Genomic DNA, 16,602 nt, shown 5'->3' on the forward strand with positions numbered 1-16,602 from the left:
GATACTGCCTACCTCGCTTCAGCGTGACTAACGAAACTTCCTAAGTAAGCCTTTAGCAGGACTAAACCATGAGCCGTCAATTGCATGCCCAGACTTACGTCTGGCTGCAGGTGTTTTCCTGTGCCGCGCGGCACCTGTCGTTCACCCGTTGTGCCGAAGAACTGCACATCACGCCGGGAGCGGTCAGCCAACAAATCCGACAACTGGAAGAGCGCCTGGGCTTTCGCCTGTTTCACCGTCGCGCACGGGGTGTGGAGCTGAGCGCGGAAGGGCAGCGACTGGCGATTACGGTCAACGAGGCTTACGGCAGCATCGATGCGGAGTTGCGTCGTCTCGATGCGGGGATGATCAGCGGAATTCTGCGAGTCCGTTCGATTCCATCGTTTCTCAGCAAATGGCTGACTCCGCGTCTGCCGCGCCTGCAACAGCGTTACCCGGACATCCAGCTGCGGCTGGTGGCTGAGGACAGCAGCGTTCCGTTGCATGAAGGTGATTTCGACCTGGCCATCGACTTGAACGACGGCAGTTATCCGGGCCTGTTATCCACAGCCTTGCTCGACGAGCAGATTTTCCCGGTGTGCGCGCCGGGCCTGCTGCGGGGGCGCCCGCCGCTGCACGGGCCGGCGGATCTGGTGCATTTCCCGCTGTTGCACGACATCACGGCCTGGCGCGGCAGTTATGAGTACGCGGAGTGGGAGTTCTATCTCAACGCTGTCGGTTTTGAGGGCGCCGATGTGCGGCGCGGGCACACGTTCAACCGCAATCACCTGACCATTGAAGCGGCGATTGCCGGCATGGGCGTGGCGATTGCCCGGCGCACGCTGCTCAACGATGAGCTGGAGCGGGGGACATTGATCGTGCCGTTCGGGATTTCGGTGCCCAATCACAAGCGCTATGTCTTGCTCTATGCGCCGGGGGCCTTGAGCCATCCGGGCGTACGCGCGGTGCATGACTGGCTGGTGGAAGAGGCGGGGATTTTCCGCAGCCTGCACCCGTTGGGTGATGGCCAATTGTGAGCAGATTTTTCAGGGTGGCGGGGCGACCCAACTCCCGACCTTACCAGCGCTTCACTCGGTTGTCCGGCTTTTTTTGCGTATGAATATTTATCTTTTTTCAGGGGTTGAAATGTTCGTCAAGCGGGCCGATTGTTGTAATCAAGAGGTCACGAAATCCTGTTCAAGGCCTCTTGCGAGCTAGCTGAAATAAGGGATGAACTATGCAAATCCAAGTCAACAGCGACAACCATATTCAAAGCAGCAAACGACTGGAGGAGTGGGTACGAACCACAATTGAGAGCACGCTCGACCGTTATGAGGAAGACCTGACCCGTGTCGAAGTCCATTTGAGCGACGAGAACGGTGACAAACCGGGTCCCCATGACTTGCGCTGCCAGCTGGAAGCGCGGCCAAAAGGCCATCAACCGATTTCCGTCACCCACAAAGCCGATTCGCTGGAGCTGGCGATCGATGGTGCAGCCGAAAAACTGGAGCACGCGCTGGAGCACCTGTTTGGCAAACTGCGGGGCAAACCGCGAGCCGCTGTGGTGCCGTTCGAAAGAAAGGCGAATGACCGGTTGCTGGAGGAAGAATTTCTGGAAAACGAACAGGCAGCGATCAACAGTTGATGCGCTGATTTTATAAGTCACCCAATGAGAACGGGCCTGCAATTGCAGGCCCGTTTTTGTTTGTGGCGGGTTTGAAACCCCTCTCCCTTGGGGAGAGGGCAAGGTGCATGTTGTTTTCAGAAGGCAACGGATGTCTGCACATACACTGTGCGCGGCTCACCCACGTATTTGCCCTTGTTGTTGTCATCGAACGAGCGGGTGAAGTACTGGGTGTTGAAGATGTTTTTCACTCCCACTGCCACGTTCAGGTCCGACAGCTGCGGGCCGAAGTCATACCCGGCGCGGCTGCTGAACAGCATGTAGCCGGGGATCTTGCCGGTGCTGCCGTCGGCGCTTTCTTTCGAGGTGTTGGCATTGTCGGCGAACTGGTCGCTCTGGAAGCTGCTGTCCAGGTTCAGTTTCCACGGCCCTTCGGTGTAACCGACGCCGATTGTGCCTTTGTGTTTCGACGAGAACGGCACACGATTGCCCTTGTTCGGGCCGTCTTCGCGGATGGTCGCGTCGACATAGGCGTAAGTGGCGTAGACATCGAAGCCGGCCAGTGCCGGGCTCAAGTCATCCAGCGCGTAATTGACGCTGGTCTCGATGCCTTGATGGCGGGTCTCGCCACGGGCGATCACCGAATCATTGGTCTGGTTGCTTTCGTACTGGTTGTCGAAGTTGATCAGGAACGCGCCGATTTCCGCGCGCAGCGCACCGTTGTCGTAGCGGGTGCCGAGTTCCCAGGTGCGGGCCTTCTCCGGTTTCACTTCGCCGCTGCTCACGCGGTTGGGCATCTGGCTGTATTGCACGCTGCCGAACGAACCTTCGGTGTTGGCGTACAGGTTCCAGGTGTCGGTCAGGTGATACAGCACGTTCAACGCCGGCAGGGCGGTGTTGTAGTCGCCCTTGTATTTGACGTTGGTCAGGTTGTTGGTCTGCTGCGATTCGATCATCTCGTAGCGCACACCCGGCGTGATCGTCCACTTGCCGATGTCGATCCGGTCATCGACGAAGAACGCGTTGGCCTCGGTGCCTCCACGGGTGTCGCGGTCGTTGCGGCTGTTGGTGGTCGGGTATTCGTTGCTGGCAATCGGGGTGCGATAGCGCAACTCGTGGCCGGCCTCATTGATGTAGCGATAGCCGACGCCGACTTCATGGCTGGTCGGGCCGAGGTCGAAACCTTGAGCGAAACGGGTTTCCAGACCGCGAACCCAGTATTCGCGCGGCGACAGCGACAGGAACGTGCCCTGATCCAGATAACCGCTGCGCAGGGTCTTGGTGAAGAAGGTGTTGGCGGTGAATTCGCGGCGATCTTCCTGATAGCGGTAACCGAAATTGAACATCGTGCGACGACCCCAGAACTGGTCTTTCGGGCGGGTCGACTGATACGGATCGGCATCGTAGTCGGCGACATTCAGACCGCCGGGCATGTCGGCCTTGCCTTCGTAATACTGGGCCATGGCGTTGAAGCTGTTGGCTTCGTCGAGCTGGTATTTGCCCTTGAGGATCAGGTCGTCGATTTCCGTGTCGCTGTGTTCGCGCCAGTCGCCACCTCGGGTGCCGGAGTACAGCAGCGCACCGCCCAGTCCGTTCTCGTTGGTGCCGCCGGCCAGCAGGTTGGCGCTGGTCTTGAAGCCGTCATGGCTGGACGATGGGCTGGTTTCAGTCTGGAAGCCGCCCTTGACGGTCGGCTCGTCCGGAATCGCCCGGGTCACGAAGTTGACCACGCCGCCGACGTTCTGCGGGCCGTAACGCACGGCGCCTCCACCGCGCACCACGTCCACCGCGTCCATGTTGCCCATGCTGATCGGCGCGAAGGACAACTGCGGCTGACCGTAAGGCGCGAACGGCACCGGAATGCCGTCCATCAACACCGTCGAGCGTGCAGCCAGGCGCGGGTTGAGGCCGCGAATGCCGAAGTTCAGCGCCATGTCGTGGCTGCCGGTGCCGTTGTTTTCCGGGGCATTGACCCCGGGGATGCGATTGAGCACGTCTCGGGCCTGGGTCGCGCCCTGGCGTTCGAATTCTTCGCGGCGGATTACGTCACGGGCACCGGGGTGTTCGAAGACGTTGACCTGCGCGGCTTCACCCAGCCAGTCGCCGACCACTTTCGAGGTGTCCAGCTCCAGCGCCGTATCGCTCGACGGCTGCAGGCTGAAAGCATTGCCACCTTCGGCGCGAGCTTGCAGACCAGTGCCTTCAAGCAGCGCGTTCAAACCTTGTTCCGCTGTGTAGCTGCCTTCCAGGCCACGGCTTTGCACACCGCTGGTGACCTGCGAGCCAAAGGAAATCAGCACGCCGGCTTCACGGCCGAACTGGTTGAGGGCGTTTTCCAGCGACGACGGGGCAATGTGGTAAGCCTTGGTGTCGTCGGCCTGAGCAAGGGGCAGGGCGCTGAAGCTCAGGCTGGCGCCGAGGACAAGGTTGCGCAGGGTTCGGGCCAGCGGCGTGAGGCGAGTGGGGTGCATGGAGGACGGTCCTGAGAAGGTTGAATCAAGGGGGCTTTCCTTCTCTGTCACGCCAGATCTGAAAAACGGCTCATTTATTTTTTGCGATGGATCAAACCTTGGCTTCGACCGTCACCCAGTAACGGGTAAAGCGCTTAACTTTCACCGGCAGGCTGATTTCCAGCAGATCGAGAATCCGCTCGCTGTCGTCCAGTGGATACGTCCCGGAGATCAGCAAGTCTGCGACTTTTGCATCGCAATTGAGCTGCCCGTGACGATAGCGGCCGAGTTCGTCGAGGAAGTCACCCAGGCGCATGTGCGCGGCCACCAGCATGCCGTCGGCCCAGGCACCGCTGTTGGCGTCCAGCGGTTTGGCTTCACCGATGGAGTTAGCGCTGAAAATCAATTGCCGGGCGACCGGCAGCAACATCGGTGCGCGACCCTGTGTGCTCAACTCGACCCGACCTTCAAACAATGCAACCTGCGTGCGGTCGGCAAACTGCCGCACATTGATCCGTGCCCCTTGGGTTTTCAGCAGGCCTTGGGCGGTTTGCACTTCGAAGGATTGAGTGGCGGTCAGCAGCATTTCGCCTTCGAGCAGGCGGATCAGACCGTCGCCCCGGACATCCGCCGCACTTGCGGTGTTGAGCTGCAACTGTCCGCCGGCGCCGAGCGAGATCTTGCGGCGCTGACCGATCGGGCTGCGGTAATCGGCCAGCAGCGATGGCAATGGATTGTGCTCGCGCATTCCCCAGGTGACCGCCGAGCCAGCGCCGAGAATCAGCAGCAACTTCAGCGCCTGACGCCGGCTGCCGGACTTCGGCGCGTTCAACGCGGCATGGGCCAGTGGCGACGACAATCCACGCAACCGCGAATTGACTCGCTGCATGTGTTCCCAGGCGCGGCGGTGTTCGCTGTGGGCGTCGATCCATTGTTGCCAGGCTTGTTGCTGGCGCGGATTCAACGGGCCCTGCTGCATCTCCAGCAGCCAGTGAACCGCTTGCTCGGCGACCTGCGATGAAAAATCCATCGGCGGGTTCACAGGGCGAAGTAGCAGCGCATCGCTGCCTTGTTCAGATGACGTTTGACCGTGGCCACGGAGATGCCCAGCTCAGCGGCGATCTGCGGATAGGTCAGGCCGTCGACCTGTGCCAGCAGAAATGCACGCTTGACCACGCGCGGCAGACCGTCGAGCAATTGGTCCAGCTCCATCAGGGTTTGCAGGATGATCGCTTTCTCTTCTTCCGAAGGCGCGACCACTTCCGGCATCTGCGCGAGGGTGTCGAGGTAGGCGCGCTCCAGATCCTGGCGACGGTAATGGTTGAACAGCACGCGTTTGGCCAATGTGGTGAGGAATGCACGCGGCTCGATGATCACCGGCGGTTCGCGAGCAGTCAGCACCCGGATGAAGGTGTCCTGGGCCAGATCGGCGGCGCTGTCCGGGCAGCCGAGTTTGCGCCGCAGCCAGCCGGTGAGCCAGCTGTGATGGGCCTGATACAGCGATTCGACAGGGTGGGCGGACGACAACGGCATCACTCCGGGCGCATGCGGATGTGTGAGAGAACAAGAATGGTTCGCATTGTAGGGCTGCGAGTGCATGCCGGCAATCAGACTCTTTTGCGTATGAGAATATTTATCATTAATATCGCTCATCTGTCGTCTCGGCTCGTTGGCCGGGCGTTAACCGTTTCAGGGCCGAAACATGAAAGCCAAACTCGCCGCACTCCCCATGTCCTATCGTCTGGCCATCACGTCGCGGGTGCTCGCGGCGGTGTTTGGCGGCTATCTGGTCGCGGCGCTGGCCAGTGTCACGCTGACCCTCTGGTTGCCGCTGAACCGTGCCGAAGCGGTCGTCACCGGCATGACCGTCTCGTTCCTGGTCTATCTGGTGGCGGTGCTCTGGTGTTTCGCCTGTCGCAGCGCGTGGTCGGCGTGGGTCGGTCTGCTGGTGCCGAGTGTGATTCTGGCGACCATCTCCGGCGCTGCCCGTGGGCTGGGTTACGCATGAACGAGTGTTTAGCGCAGGCAATGACCGGCCCGCTGCCGCTCTCTGTCGCAGGGTTCTTGAACTGACATGCTGATCAGCCATCCCCCCGAGTCCCGCGACGACGAACCCCACGGCGCCCGTGCGCATTTTCTGCAGGTGTTTCTGTCCCAGCGTTCGCAAATGGAAGCCCTGGTGAACCGCCGCGTCGGCTGCCGGGCAACCGCGGCGGACCTGGTACAGGATCTGTTCTTGCGTTTCTGGCGCCGGCCGCTGGTGCAGGTCGAAGAGCTCAGCACCTACCTGTTGCGTTGCGCCGGCAACATCGCCATCGACCATCTTCGCAGTGAAGGCACGCGAGTGCGGGTCAATGAAGGCTGGCAGCCGGATGAGCCGGACAGCAGCGCCAGCGAACCGCAAGCCGCGCTCGAAGCGGGCAACGATCTGCGCCACGTCGAGGCGGCGTTGCGCGCCTTGCCCGAGCGCACGCGGCAGATCTTTTTGCTCAATCGCATCCACGGGCGCAAGTACGCCGAGATCGCCAAAGCCATGGGCCTGTCCCAAAGCGCTGTGGAAAAACATATGATGCGCGCCCTCGAGGCCTGCAAGGCCAGCCTGCGCGAACCCGCGCCACGCCTGCCAGGGAAAGCACCGTGAATCACACCGACCGCGTCACGCCGACGCCTGCTCAGGAACAGGCGGCTTTTGCCTGGCTGAGCCTGTTGCATGACCGCCCCAGCACCGGCGATCAACTGACCTTCAGCCAATGGCTGCATGCCGATCCCGCCCACGCCGAGGCTTACGCCCAGGCGCAAGTCATCTGGGAATTGAGCGAAGGGCCGGCCCGCACACTGGCCGATGAAGAGGCGTTCGCCTTGCAGGGCTATTTGAATGCGATGGATCGGCCGCGCCGTCCGCAGGTCCGGCGCTGGGCCGGAGCGCTGGCGATGGCGGCCTGTCTGTTGTTGATGATCAGCCTCGGCACCGGTTGGCAGCCGCAGCGCTGGATTGAAGATCTGGGCGCTGACTATGTTTCGGCACCGGGTGAGATCCGCACGGTGACCCTCGCCGATCAATCGCAAGTGACATTGGACGCCGACAGCGCTATCGCCGTGGATTTCAGTCACGGCGAGCGACATGTGCAATTGCGCCGCGGTGCCGGATTTTTCAGCGTGACTCATACGGGCGATCCATTTGTGGTCGAGGCCGAGAAGGGCCAGGCGCGAGTGTTGGGCACGCAGTTTGAAGTGCGCCTGCAACCTCACGGCGCACAAGTCACTGTGCTGTCCGGGCGCGTCGGTGTGACGGCAACGCGGGATGCCGAACAACAGATTCTCACCGCCGGTCAGCAGGTGGCGTATGGCGAAGGTTCAGCGCAAAAACTGCACACCGTGGACAGCGAGGCGCAACTGGCCTGGCGTCAGGGCTGGCTGACTTACTACAAGTCGACACTGGCCGATGTGGTGCAGGATCTGCGGCGGTATTACCCGGGGCGCATCGTGTTGCTCAATGACGAACTGGGCGCGCGCAAGGTCAGCGGGAGTTTCCCCAGCAAGGATCCGCAAGCGGTGTTGAATTCGCTGCAAGGGGTTCTGGGATTCGAGCAGCATCAGGTGTTGGGCAAGCTGATTATCCTGCGCTGAAAATATTTTCAGATTTGTGGTGAGGTAAATCCCGACGCCATCCGTGTAGTGACTGAAACTGCGAGTCATTCGCATCCGTTGCGGTTCTACACAGGTCATGAGCAATGAAGTCCAGGGCAAAATCGGGTTCGGTCAAACAGTGGTTCGGCGCCTCGGCGCTGGGTTTTGCGGCGTTGGCATTGCTGCCGATGAGCGTGGCGCAGGCCGCTGAAAGCAACAGCAGCCAGCCACAGAAACAGTTCAGTTTTTCCCTGGCTGCCAAACCGCTGCCGCAGGCTTTGAGCGATTTCAGTCGCGTGACCGGCCAGAGCGTGGTCTACACCGTCGAAGCGCCTTACGGCCTCAATGCACCGGCGGTCAGCGGGCAGATGAGTGCCGAACAGGCACTGCAACGATTGCTCAGCGGTTCCGGCCTGACCTTCCGCCGCACCGACAGCCATACCCTGGCCCTCGAACCACAACCGACCGCAGGTGCGCTGAACCTCGGCGCGACGAACATCACCTCGGTCATCGACCAACCGATGAGTTACCAGCCGCCGGAAACCAGTTCGGTGATGCGTTCCTCGGCTTCGCTTCAGGAAATCCCGCAGACCGTCAACGTGATCCCGGCCCAGGTCATTCGCGACCAGGCACCGCGCAATCTCGATGATGCATTGGCCAACGTCAGCGGTATCACCCAGGGCAACACGCTGGGCAGCACCCAGGATTCGGTGATGACCCGGGGCTTCGGCGACAACCGCAACGGTTCGATCATGCGCGACGGCATGCCGGTGGTGCAGGGCCGTGGCATGAACGCCACCGTGGATCGCGTCGAAGTGCTCAAGGGCCCGGCCTCGCTGCTGTACGGGATTCAGGACCCGGGCGGCGTGGTCAACATGGTCAGCAAGAAGCCTGAACTGACCCAGTACAACGCCCTGACGCTGCGCGGCTCGACCTACGGCGATGGCAAGAACGGTAGCGGCGGCTCGTTCGACAGTACCGGTGCGCTGGGTGATTCCGGCCTGGCCTATCGCATGGTGCTGGATCACGAAGACGAAGATTACTGGCGCAACTTCGGTACCCACCGTGAGAGCCTGATCGCGCCGTCGCTGGCCTGGTACGGCGAGCGCACCAAGCTGTTGTTCGCTTACGAGCACCGCGAATTCCTGACCCCATTCGATCGTGGAACCCTGATCGATCCGCGCACCAACCATCCGCTGGACATCTCGCGCAACGAACGTCTGGACGAGAAATTCAACGACATGGAAGGGCGCTCGGATCTCTACCACTTCGAGGCCGACCACGAACTCAACGACGACTGGAAAGCCCATTTCGGCTACAGCTGGAATCGCGAAACCTACGACGCCAGCCAGGTCCGCGTGACCGCCATCGACACCAAAAAAGGCACCCTGACCCGCAGCATGGACGGCACCCAGGGCGCGATCAGTACCGACCGTTTCACCACCGCCAGCCTCGAAGGCAAGGTCAACGTGCTGGGCATGCAACATGACCTGGTGTTCGGCGTCGACGACGAATACCGCAAGATCTACCGCGCCGACCTGATCCGCCAGAAAAGCCTGAGCACCTTCAGTTACGTCAACCCGGTGTACGGTCGTGAAGTTGCCGGCTCCACCGTCAGCCCGGCAGACAGTGCGCAGACCGATCTGCTGCGCAGCGACTCGGTGTTCCTGCAGGACTCGATCTACCTCAACGACCAGTGGATTCTGGTGGCCGGCGGGCGCTTCCAGGAATACGACCAGTACGCCGGCAAAGGCGTACCGTTCAAGGCCAACACCGACAGCAACGGGCAGAAATGGGTGCCGCGCGCCGGTCTCGTGTATCGCTACACCGACGCGTTGTCGTTCTACGGCAGCTACACCGAGTCGTTCAAGCCGAACTCGACCATCGCCCCGTTGAGCGGCAGCAGTACCGTGCTCGACGGCAGCATCGCGCCGGAAGAAGCCAAGTCCTGGGAGCTGGGTGCGCGCCTCGATATTCCGGGCCGCGTTACCGGCAACATCGCTTTGTTCGACATCAAGAAACGCAACGTGCTGGTGGCCAATGCCGAAGGCCCGACCACGATTTACAGTGCCGCCGGTGAAGTGCGTTCCCGTGGTCTGGAATTGGACCTGACCGGCCAGCTCAGCGACCGCTGGAGCATGATCGGCAGCTACGCCTACACCGACGCCGAGGTCACGGAAGATCCGGACTACAAAGGCAACAAGCTGCAAAACGTGGCGAAGAACACCGGCTCGCTGTCGGCGGTCTACGACTTCGGCAGCGTGATCGGTGGCGATCAACTTCGGGTCGGCGCGGGCGCGCGGTATGTCGGTGAGCGGGCGGGTAACGCAGTGAATGATTTCGAACTGCCGAGCTACACCGTGGCCGATGCGTTTGCCACCTACGACACCAAAGTGGAAGGGCAGAAGGTCAAGTTCCAGCTCAACGTGAAGAATCTGTTCGACCGCACCTACTACACCTCGGCGGCGAGCCGGTTCTTCGTGTCGATGGGCGATTCGCGGCAGATTTCGTTGTCGAGCACGCTGGAGTTCTGATCAGCGCAAAAACGCCTGGCGATACTCGCCGGGCGTTCCACCCAGCACCTGGCGAAAGCGGTTGGTGAAGTGACTGGCACTGGCAAACCCGCACGCCAGGGCAATTTCCCCCAACGGCAACGCAGTCCCGCGCAACAACTCCCGTGCCCGGCTCAGGCGCCGCGCCAGCACATACTGATGCGGCGGCAAGCCGAAGCTCACCCGGAACATCCGCGCAAAGTGGTATTCCGACAACGCACACAACCCCGCCAGTTGCCCGAGGCTGATCGGCTCGGCCAGTTGACTGTCGATGAACTCCACCAATTGCCGGCGCTGGTGCGGTGCCAAACCACCCTTGAGACGCAAGCCCTCACGCACGCCGACCTGGCTGAGCAAGGTATGGCTGATCAATTCGTGGGCCAGGCTGCTGGTCAGCAAGCGCTCGGCAGGCTCGTCCCAGTTCAAGGTGAGCAACTGGCGAAACCGCTGGGCCTGTTGCGGATCTTCGAGAAAAGTCTGTTCGCGCAACTGCATTTCCCGGGGCTCGCGATCCAGCAGCGTGACGCACCCCAGGGCAAATTGTTCGGCGCTGAAATACAGGTGGGCCAGACGAATATCGCCGTTGATCACCCAACCCGATTCGTGATCGGCCGGCAGGATACAGAGCTTGTCCGGCCCGCCTTTCTGCCCGGGTTGATCGCGACGGAATGTGCCGGTGCCGCCGGCGATGTAGCAGGACAGGGTGTGATGGCTCGGCGCTTCATAATCCTGCGCATCGTGGTGGTTGGTCCACAAAGCGGCAGACAAGCCGTCGCCCAACTCGGCACTGTGCACAAGACGTGCGTTCGGCGAGCTGTTCAACGCTTGAAAGACTTGCAGGGTATCGATGGCGGCCATGGTCAGTCGGTTCTCTTCAACGCCTTGCATCCTACTCCGTAGATTTTGCGCTGCCAGCCTGCGGCCCGATAAAAGCGCAAGTTTATGCAAGCGCTGGAAGATGGCTGGGGCGGACACTGAAACCCAATCAAGGAGTGTCTGCCATGAACCTGTCGTTGTATTTGTTGACTGTACTGATCTGGGGCACCACCTGGATCGCTCTTAAGTGGCAACTGGGCGTGGTCGCGATTCCTGTGTCGATCGTCTATCGCTTCGGCCTCGCCGCGCTGGTGCTGTTTGCGCTGTTGCTGCTCAGCCGCCGACTGCAACCGATGAACCGGCGCGGCCATCTGATCTGCGTGGCGCAGGGTTTGTGCCTGTTCTGCGTCAACTTCATGTGTTTCCTGACCGCCAGCCAATGGATCCCGAGCGGTCTGGTGGCGGTGGTGTTTTCCACCGCGACCTTGTGGAACGCGCTGAATGCGCGGGTGTTCTTCGGCCAGCGCATCGCGCGCAATGTGTTGATGGGCGGAGCGCTGGGGCTGTTTGGCCTGGGCCTGTTGTTCTGGCCGGAACTGGCTGGGCATCACGCCACTCCCCAAACCCTGCTCGGCCTCGGCCTGGCGCTCTGCGGCACCCTGTGCTTCTCGGCTGGCAACATGTTGTCGAGCCTGCAACAGAAGGCCGGCCTCAAACCGCTGACCACCAACGCCTGGGGCATGGCCTACGGCGCAGCGATGCTGTCGGTGTGGTGTCTGGTCAAAGGCATTCCGTTCGAGATGGAGTGGACGTCGCGCTACATCGGCGCGCTGCTGTACCTGGTCATTCCCGGCTCGGTAATCGGTTTCACCGCGTACCTGACGCTGGTCGGTCGCATGGGGCCGGAGCGCGCAGCCTATTGCACGGTGCTGTTCCCGGTGGTGGCGTTGAACGTTTCGGCGTTTGCCGAAGGTTATCAATGGACGGCGCCGGCATTGGCGGGGTTGGTGCTGGTGATGCTGGGCAATGTGCTGGTGTTTCGCAAACCCAAGGCGCCGCTATTGCCGAGTCACGGCAAACTGGCCTGACTGTTCTGGCGGTAAAGGGGCAGACGTCTGGCGACGTCTGCCCCTTTTTTATCAGCCTTTCCAGACTTGCGGATTGACCAGATCCTGCGGCCGCTCGCCAAGCAGGGCGCTGCGCAGATTGGACAGCGCCCGATTGGCCATGGCCTCACGGGTTTCATTCGTGGCCGAACCAATGTGCGGCAAGGTCACAGCGTTTTTCAGCTGGAACAGCGGTGATTCGGCCAGCGGTTCTTTCTCGTAGACGTCAAGGCCGGCGCCGCGAATGCGGTTGTTTTGCAGGGCTTCGATCAGTGCTGGTTCATCGACTACCGGGCCACGAGAGATGTTCACCAGAATTGCCTCGGGCTTCATCAGTGCCAGTTCGCGATGGCTGATCAGGTGGCGGGTCTTGTCGCTGAGTGGGACCACCAGACAGACGAAATCGGCTTCGGCCAGCAGTTGGTCAAGGCTGCGAAATTGCGCGCCGAGTTCCTGTTCCAGTTCGGTCTTGCGGCTGTTGCCGCTGTAGAGGATCGGCATGTTGAAGCCGAAGCGTCCGCGACGGGCGACGGCGGCGCCGATGTTGCCCATGCCCACGATGCCCAGGGTCTTGCCGTGCACGTCGCAACCGAACAGTGGTGCGCCGACGCTGGCCTGCCACTGGCCGGCCTTGGTCCAGGCGTCCAGTTCGGCGACGCGGCGGGCGCTGCTCATGATCAGGGCGAAGGCCAGGTCGGCGGTGCTTTCGGTCAGCACGTCCGGGGTGTTGGTGAGCATGATCCCGCGTTCGTTGAAGTAGGCGAGGTCGTAGTTGTCGTAACCGACGGAGACGCTGGAGACCACTTCAAGTTTCGCGGCGTTTTCCAGTTGGGCCTTGCCGAGTTTGCGACCGACGCCGATCAGGCCGTGGGCGTGGGGCAGGGCTTCGTTGAACTGGGCGTTGATGTCGCCGTTTTTCGGGTTGGGGACGATGACGTCGAAGTCCTGTTGCAGGCGTTCGATCATGGGGGGGGTGATGCGGCTGAAGGCCAGGACTGTTTTTTTCATCGCTATGGGCTCGGCTTCGGGGCTTTATTGCCAAGCAAGCTAACATTCTTCGGCCGCGTTCTGCGAGAGTGCATTTACGTAAAGTCTCACCAGCCATTCGGAAAGATTTGGATACTTCTTCTGAACGGCTGGCGAGTGGGTCGGCAATTATGTAATTACGGAACTGTCCAGCCCTGCACGTCAATTTTGCCAGAGGCTTGATAGGTTTCGCCCGTAGACTTTGATTCGATCGTGAAGCTGATGTCTGCGACTAAAATACCGGCGTCAGCGTCGACTTCTTTAACGACAATATAACCTGCGTTATTTTTTGCGGGATATTTCTCCCTTACAATAACTTCGCCATTTGCGTCTTCGTACTTTTCGAAAAAGTCGGGTAGAGTTTTTAGGAATTGGTTGCCGGGATGGATTTCGTGCCTGCCCACGGGAATGGCTTTTGAGAGCGTGAGTCCGATGGAGTTTGATTCGGTCTGATTAAGGTCCTCTTCGCTCAGTAGAACCATGTTGGGGGGCGTGTTATAGAAAAAAAATACGATTCCGTTATAGGTGGGGAATTTAAAGTTATTGTGGAACTTTAAATTGAATGTCCCGCTTGCACTTCTTTTCATGTCATTTTCCTTAACAGTGGGTTTATGTTTCGAGGAGACAGTTTTCACGTTCTGCCCTGAAACGACCACTGTCAGTTTTGACAGTATTTTAGATCGTGTAGTTATTAAGGCTTGCATCATAGAAGTTTTTTTGATCCGAAGTACGCCATTTGACTTCTATACATTTATTAATTCGCCACCCGCACCCCCGCCAGACTCCCACTCATCTCATAAGCCGCCAGTTCCGCCTGATGCCCCGCCAGAATCTCCGGCAACGACCCACGCAGATACTCGACCCAGGTCTTGATCTTCGCATCCAGATACTGCCGTGACGGGTAGATCGCATACAGGTTCAGTTCCTGTGAGCGGTAGTTCGGCATCACCCGCACCAGCGAGCCGTTGCGCAAGCCTTCAATCGCGGCGTACACCGGCAATACACCGACACCCATCCCGCTGGTGATCGCGGTTTTCATCGCGTCGGCGGAGTTCACCAGGAAGGGTGAGCTGTTGATGGTGACCATTTCCTGGCCTTCCGGGCCATCGAAGGCCCATTTTTCCAGGGGGATCACCGGGCTCACCAGGCGCAGGCAGGCGTGGTTCAGCAGGTCGCTGGGTTTTTGCGCGCAGCCGTTGGCTTTCACGTAGGCCGGGGAGGCGCAGACGATGCTGTAGGTGATGCCCAGGCGTTGCGAGACGAAACCCGAATCCGGCAGTTCGCGGGCGAGGACGATGGACACGTCGTAGCCTTCGTCCAGCAGGTCCGGCACGCGGTTGGCCATGGTCAGGTCGAAGGTCACGTCCGGGTGGGTCTTGCGGTAGCGGGCGATGGCGTCGATCACGAAGTGCTGGCCGATGCCGGTCATGGTGTGCACTTTCAACTGACCGGCCGGGCGCGCGTGGGCTTCGCTGGCTTCGGCTTCGGCCTCTTCGACGTAGGCGAGGATCTGCTCGCAGCGCAGCAGGTAGCGCTTGCCGGCCTCTGTGAGCGCGATGCGCCGGGTCGTGCGGTTCAGCAGGCGGGTTTGCAGGTGGGCCTCAAGGTTGGAGACCGCGCGCGAGACGTTGGCGGTGGTGGTGTCGAGTTGCACGGCGGCGGCGGTGAAGCTGCCCGCTTCGGCCACACAACTGAAGGCGCGCATGTTTTGCAAAGTGTCCATGGGGTGCTCTCAAGGGAGATGGCAAATTGTGACACGAAGTTTCAGGGGCTGAGACCCCCGACCAAGGGATTATCTCGTTAACCGTAACAAAGATTCGCAGAAAACCCAGCTTATCGCCGTTCAGGGCGCCCCCTAGAATTGCGCCCACCTCGAAACATCCCCCACCTCAGGAATTCGCAGCAGTGCCGCGTCGCATCAACAGAGCGCTTTTGCCGCTCAGTGTTCTGGCTATTTCGTTAGGTCTCAGCGGCTGCATCGGAACCGGAGGGATTGCCCCGCAGGGCAAGGCTCTGGACGCCAATGAACTGGCCACCGACGAGGCCATCGCCCACGCCGCCCGTGACGCAAACTGGCCCACCGCTCAATGGTGGCAAGCCTACGGCGACCCGCAACTCAATCGCTGGATCGACCTGGCCGTGCAAGGCAGCCCGACTATGGCCATGGCCGCCGCGCGAGTGCGTCAGGCCCGGTCCATGGCCGGTGTCGCCGAAGCCGCCGAGTCGTTGCAGATCAATGGCGAGTCGACCCTCAAGCGTCACAACTGGCCGACCGACCAGTTCTACGGCCCCGGTGAGCTGGCCAACAGCACCACCTGGGACAACAACGCCGCACTGGGTTTCAGTTACGCCCTCGACCTCTGGGGCCGTGAAAGCAACAGCACCGAGCGTGCCGTCGATCTGGCGCACATGAGCGCTGCCGAGGCGCGGCAGGCGCAGCTCGAGTTGCAGAACAACATCGTGCGCGCCTACATCGAACTGTCGCTGCATTACGCCCAGCGCGACATCGTCGCGGCGACGCTCAAGCAGCAACAGCAGATTCTCGAACTGGCGCAGAAACGCCTGAACGGCGGGATCGGCACGCACTTCGAAGTCAGCCAGGCCGAAACCCCGCTGCCGGAAACCCATCGGCAACTGGATGCGCTGGACGAAGAAATCGCCCTGAGCCGCAACCAGATCGCGGCACTGGCCGGCAAAGGCCCAGGCGCCGGTGCGCAATTGCAGCGTCCGACCCTGTCCCTCGGTGCGCCACTGAAACTGCCGTCGGCGTTGCCCGCTGAATTGCTCGGCCAGCGTCCGGACGTGGTCGCCAGTCGCTGGCAAGTGGCGGCCCAGGCACGCGGGATTGATGTCGCGCATGCCGGTTTCTACCCCAACGTCGATCTGGTCGGCAGCCTCGGCTATATGGCCACCGGTGGCGGGGCGCTGGAGTTTTTGACCGGCAAGAAGCTCAACTACAACGTCGGGCCGGCGATCTCGCTGCCGATCTTCGACGGCGGGCGACTGCGTGCCGAACTCGGTGAAGCCTCGGCGGGTTATGACATCGCCGTCGCGCATTACAACCAGACCCTGGTCAATGCGCTGAAGAACATCTCCGACCAGTTGATCCGCCGCGAGTCGATGGACAAGCAGCAGACCTTCGCCGCCGAGTCCGTGGCCACCGCGCAAAAGACTTACGACATCGCGATGATCGCCTACCAGCGCGGCCTCACCGATTACCTCAACGTGCTCAACGCCCAGACCCTGCTGTTCAAGCAGCAACAGGTTCAGCAGCAGGTGCAGGCCGCGCGCTTGAGTGCCCATGCGGAACTGGTGACGGCATTGGGCGGTGGCCTTGGTGCGGGTAAAGACGTGCCGACCGCCGAACAGACCGCCGCACCGAAAACCCCGGCCCTTCTTCAAGCCCTCAACCACTGAGCAAG

The 16,602-nt window shown here is 60.9% G+C and carries 15 protein-coding genes; 8 read left to right on the forward strand and 7 right to left on the reverse strand.

Annotated features, from left to right (window positions below; all coding sequences use genetic code 11):
• The first annotated feature begins 68 nt into the window (after window positions 1-68).
• The gene (locus tag AC07NR_RS23990; protein ID WP_495079611.1) at window positions 69-1,016 is read left to right on the forward strand and encodes a LysR substrate-binding domain-containing protein; all 948 of its coding nucleotides are present in this window, start codon (window positions 69-71) and stop codon (window positions 1,014-1,016) included.
• Between the two features lie 200 nt (window positions 1,017-1,216).
• Complete coding sequence (locus AC07NR_RS23995) at window positions 1,217-1,624, forward strand: HPF/RaiA family ribosome-associated protein (protein WP_495079612.1); 408 nt, start codon at window positions 1,217-1,219, stop codon at window positions 1,622-1,624.
• A gap of 116 nt (window positions 1,625-1,740) precedes the next feature.
• Here AC07NR_RS23995 and fecA read toward each other — a convergent pair whose 3' ends face one another.
• The 3 genes from fecA to AC07NR_RS24010 all read right to left on the reverse strand — a co-directional run bounded on the left by fecA (window position 1,741) and on the right by AC07NR_RS24010 (window position 5,580).
• Window positions 1,741-4,074 (reverse strand): TonB-dependent Fe(3+) dicitrate receptor FecA, encoded by a 2,334-nt coding sequence (gene fecA / locus AC07NR_RS24000; RefSeq protein ID WP_495079613.1) that lies wholly within the window; start codon window positions 4,072-4,074, stop codon window positions 1,741-1,743.
• A 91-nt stretch (window positions 4,075-4,165) separates the two neighbouring features.
• Window positions 4,166-5,095 carry a DUF4880 domain-containing protein gene (locus AC07NR_RS24005; RefSeq protein ID WP_495079614.1) on the reverse strand — a complete coding sequence of 310 codons (930 nt, stop codon included), beginning with the start codon at window positions 5,093-5,095 and terminating at the stop codon, window positions 4,166-4,168.
• Window positions 5,092-5,580 (reverse strand): sigma-70 family RNA polymerase sigma factor, encoded by a 489-nt coding sequence (locus tag AC07NR_RS24010; RefSeq protein ID WP_495079615.1) that lies wholly within the window; start codon window positions 5,578-5,580, stop codon window positions 5,092-5,094. The genes AC07NR_RS24005 and AC07NR_RS24010 overlap by 4 nt, the downstream gene beginning before the upstream one ends.
• 175 nt (window positions 5,581-5,755) lie before the next feature.
• Here AC07NR_RS24010 and AC07NR_RS24015 point away from each other — a divergent pair, with 175 nt between their 5' ends.
• From AC07NR_RS24015 to AC07NR_RS24030, 4 genes are all read left to right on the forward strand, one after another.
• Entirely contained in the window at window positions 5,756-6,061 is a 306-nt protein-coding gene (locus tag AC07NR_RS24015) for a DUF3649 domain-containing protein (protein ID WP_495079616.1), read from the forward strand.
• Between the two features lie 66 nt (window positions 6,062-6,127).
• Window positions 6,128-6,694, forward strand: coding sequence for an RNA polymerase sigma factor (locus tag AC07NR_RS24020; RefSeq protein WP_119426751.1), 567 nt, complete (start codon window positions 6,128-6,130; stop codon window positions 6,692-6,694).
• Window positions 6,691-7,680, forward strand: coding sequence for a FecR family protein (locus tag AC07NR_RS24025; RefSeq protein ID WP_495079617.1), 990 nt, complete (start codon window positions 6,691-6,693; stop codon window positions 7,678-7,680). The genes AC07NR_RS24020 and AC07NR_RS24025 overlap by 4 nt, the downstream gene beginning before the upstream one ends.
• A 104-nt stretch (window positions 7,681-7,784) precedes the next feature.
• On the forward strand, window positions 7,785-10,214 hold the full coding sequence (locus AC07NR_RS24030) for a TonB-dependent siderophore receptor (protein ID WP_495079618.1): 2,430 nt from the start codon (window positions 7,785-7,787) through the stop codon (window positions 10,212-10,214).
• On the opposite strand, the gene AC07NR_RS24035 is transcribed toward AC07NR_RS24030, so the two are convergent.
• The gene (locus AC07NR_RS24035; protein WP_134825541.1) at window positions 10,215-11,090 is read right to left on the reverse strand and encodes an AraC family transcriptional regulator; all 876 of its coding nucleotides are present in this window, start codon (window positions 11,088-11,090) and stop codon (window positions 10,215-10,217) included.
• A 143-nt stretch (window positions 11,091-11,233) separates the two neighbouring features.
• On the opposite strand from AC07NR_RS24035, the gene AC07NR_RS24040 reads away from it, so the two are divergent.
• Window positions 11,234-12,136, forward strand: a complete 903-nt coding sequence (locus AC07NR_RS24040) for a DMT family transporter (RefSeq protein WP_495079619.1) — start codon at window positions 11,234-11,236, stop codon at window positions 12,134-12,136.
• A 51-nt stretch (window positions 12,137-12,187) separates the two neighbouring features.
• Here the strand turns inward: AC07NR_RS24040 and AC07NR_RS24045 are convergent, their stop codons facing one another.
• From AC07NR_RS24045 to AC07NR_RS24055, 3 genes are all read right to left on the reverse strand, one after another.
• Window positions 12,188-13,162, reverse strand: a complete 975-nt coding sequence (locus AC07NR_RS24045) for a 2-hydroxyacid dehydrogenase (RefSeq protein WP_248738264.1) — start codon at window positions 13,160-13,162, stop codon at window positions 12,188-12,190.
• Between the two features lie 155 nt (window positions 13,163-13,317).
• On the reverse strand, window positions 13,318-13,767 hold the full coding sequence (locus tag AC07NR_RS24050; protein WP_495079620.1) for a hypothetical protein: 450 nt from the start codon (window positions 13,765-13,767) through the stop codon (window positions 13,318-13,320).
• A 167-nt stretch (window positions 13,768-13,934) separates the two neighbouring features.
• Window positions 13,935-14,903 (reverse strand): LysR family transcriptional regulator, encoded by a 969-nt coding sequence (locus tag AC07NR_RS24055; protein ID WP_085711718.1) that lies wholly within the window; start codon window positions 14,901-14,903, stop codon window positions 13,935-13,937.
• A 182-nt stretch (window positions 14,904-15,085) separates the two neighbouring features.
• Between AC07NR_RS24055 and AC07NR_RS24060 the strand changes: the two genes are divergently transcribed.
• Complete coding sequence (locus tag AC07NR_RS24060) at window positions 15,086-16,597, forward strand: efflux transporter outer membrane subunit (RefSeq protein WP_495079621.1); 1,512 nt, start codon at window positions 15,086-15,088, stop codon at window positions 16,595-16,597.
• Window positions 16,598-16,602 lie beyond the last annotated feature (5 nt).

The organism is Pseudomonas sp. GW821-FHT09C09, from assembly GCF_059418105.1.